Annotated in this window: 1 protein-coding gene and 7 tRNA genes; 7 read left to right on the top strand and 1 reads right to left on the bottom strand. The window is 67.9% G+C overall.

What is annotated here, in order from left to right; all coding sequences use genetic code 11:
* Window positions 1-24 precede the first annotated feature (24 nt).
* From VGS97_RS03150 to VGS97_RS03125, 6 genes are all read left to right on the top strand, one after another.
* Window positions 25-98: transfer RNA gene (locus VGS97_RS03150), tRNA-Glu, on the top strand.
* Between the two features lie 74 nt (window positions 99-172).
* A tRNA-Met gene (locus tag VGS97_RS03145) sits at window positions 173-247 on the top strand.
* Between the two features lie 16 nt (window positions 248-263).
* Window positions 264-337 (top strand) — tRNA-Asn (locus tag VGS97_RS03140).
* Window position 338: 1 nt separating this feature from the next.
* Window positions 339-416, top strand: a tRNA-Asp gene (locus VGS97_RS03135).
* 1 nt (window position 417) lies between these two features.
* Window positions 418-492: transfer RNA gene (locus tag VGS97_RS03130), tRNA-Val, on the top strand.
* 1 nt (window position 493) lies between these two features.
* Window positions 494-566 (top strand) — tRNA-Arg (locus VGS97_RS03125).
* 50 nt (window positions 567-616) lie between these two features.
* On the opposite strand, the gene VGS97_RS03120 is transcribed toward VGS97_RS03125, so the two are convergent.
* A complete protein-coding gene (locus VGS97_RS03120) occupies window positions 617-1,252 on the bottom strand; it encodes a maleylpyruvate isomerase N-terminal domain-containing protein (protein ID WP_326851638.1) in 636 nt (211 codons plus the stop codon).
* Between the two features lie 222 nt (window positions 1,253-1,474).
* Here VGS97_RS03120 and VGS97_RS03115 point away from each other — a divergent pair.
* Window positions 1,475-1,560: transfer RNA gene (locus VGS97_RS03115), tRNA-Tyr, on the top strand.
* Window positions 1,561-1,580 lie beyond the last annotated feature (20 nt).

The following is a 1,580-nucleotide window of genomic DNA, read 5'->3' as shown; positions in this document are numbered from 1 at the left end:
TCGAGTCCCGGGCGGCGCGCACATGCTCCGTTGGAGGAACGGGATAACTCACCTGGCCCTCATCCAGGATACTGCGGGTTCAAGTCCCGCACGGAGCACGGCCCCATCGTCTATCGGTTAGGATCCGGGACCTTCAATTCCGGGAACAGGGTTCGACTCCCGGTGGGGCTGCTGCGGGGTAGCCAAGTCAGGTACGGCGCTGGGCTCATAACCCAGAGATGCGCGGGTTCGAATCCCGTCCCCGCTACGAAGATCTACCACATTCCGGTGTCGCCTAACGGCAGGGCCCGTGGTTGTTACCCACGTGATAGCGGTTCGAATCCGTTCGCCGGAGCCATGGCGTCTTAGCACAATCTGGCCAGTGCGCCACCCCGTCAAGGTGGAATATGCGGGTTCGAGTCCCGTAGACGTCGCCACGCCCGCTTAGCTCAGGGGAAGAGCGCCTGCGTGACAGGCAGGAGGGCGGAGGGTCGGAACCTCCAGCGGGTACCACGCTCCTGTGGTGAAACGGAGATCACGCCTGACTACGAATCAGGAGACTGGGGGTTCGAGTCCTCCCGGGAGCACGCATTGGCTGATGGGCGGCCACCGAGAGGCCGCCCAGGACAATCGCCGCTCAGATCGCGCTGATCGCCGCTGGCGCTCGCTCCGCTCGGGCCAGTGCCCGCAGCAACGCCGCCTGGCCGCGCCGCCGGGCGGCGAGGCGGGCCAGCAGGATCAGCACGGGGTCGAAAGCTGCGTCCGGAAGTTCCGGCGTGGCGATGCCGACGCTGACCGCGAGGTCGTCCAGGTGCACGGCGAGTTCCAGCATCCGAGTCGTGAGGAAGTCATCGAGGGTCAGGCCCCAGCCCGCCTGCGGCATGAACACGGCCTGGTCACCTGGGAGCCGGGCCAGTTTTGCCCGCTGCTCAGCGACCGCGGTGCTGGCGCGCTCGGACAACGACTCCGGCCCCCCGGATGCGATGCTCGCGCCCCTGGCCCGGATGCCGACGTTGACCTCACTATCGAGCGGAGCGCCGAGCCACGCAGCGCGCGCGTAGTGCTCAAGCAACGGTATCGGGGCGACCCCGGAGGCGGGTTCTTCGAGGGCGGAGCTGACGCTGAAGATCTGATACGCCAGGTGCCCGGCCAGGGCGCCGACCGTCATCTCCGCCAGTGCGCTCGGCTCCTCCCCGGCGTCGGCTACCTCCGGCGCCCCCAGCAGCACAACTGCCTGACCCGCGGCCTCCGGGTACGCGGCTATGGCACTCATCAGGTCCTCCATGATCGGGTTCTCGGACACCATCGGCCCGCTCGACCTTGGAGAACGTTCCCACATCGGCCCGGTTAGCTCACCAGCAGAGCGCTCCGCTCACACCGGAGAGGTAGGAGGGGCAGCACCTCCACTGGGTACTGCGGTGCCTGGACCCAGGAAGCGAGGGGCCCGGCCGTGGACCGGGTATGAGCGGGGGCGGTACCCGTCAGGCACCCCAGAGGGCGAGAGGCGGATGTCGGCTGGCCGCACCGGTCTGTAAAACCGGACTCTCCGGAGCACCGCAGGTTCAACTCCTGCCTCGCTCACCGCGCACCGACCGCACACA

Origin of the sequence: Actinocrinis sp., from assembly GCF_035946395.1 — a bacterium.
Lineage (GTDB): Bacteria > Actinomycetota > Actinomycetes > Streptomycetales > Catenulisporaceae > Actinocrinis.
The sequence above is the reverse complement of the archived record's forward strand: the minus strand, read 5'-3'. Positions and strand labels throughout refer to the sequence as shown.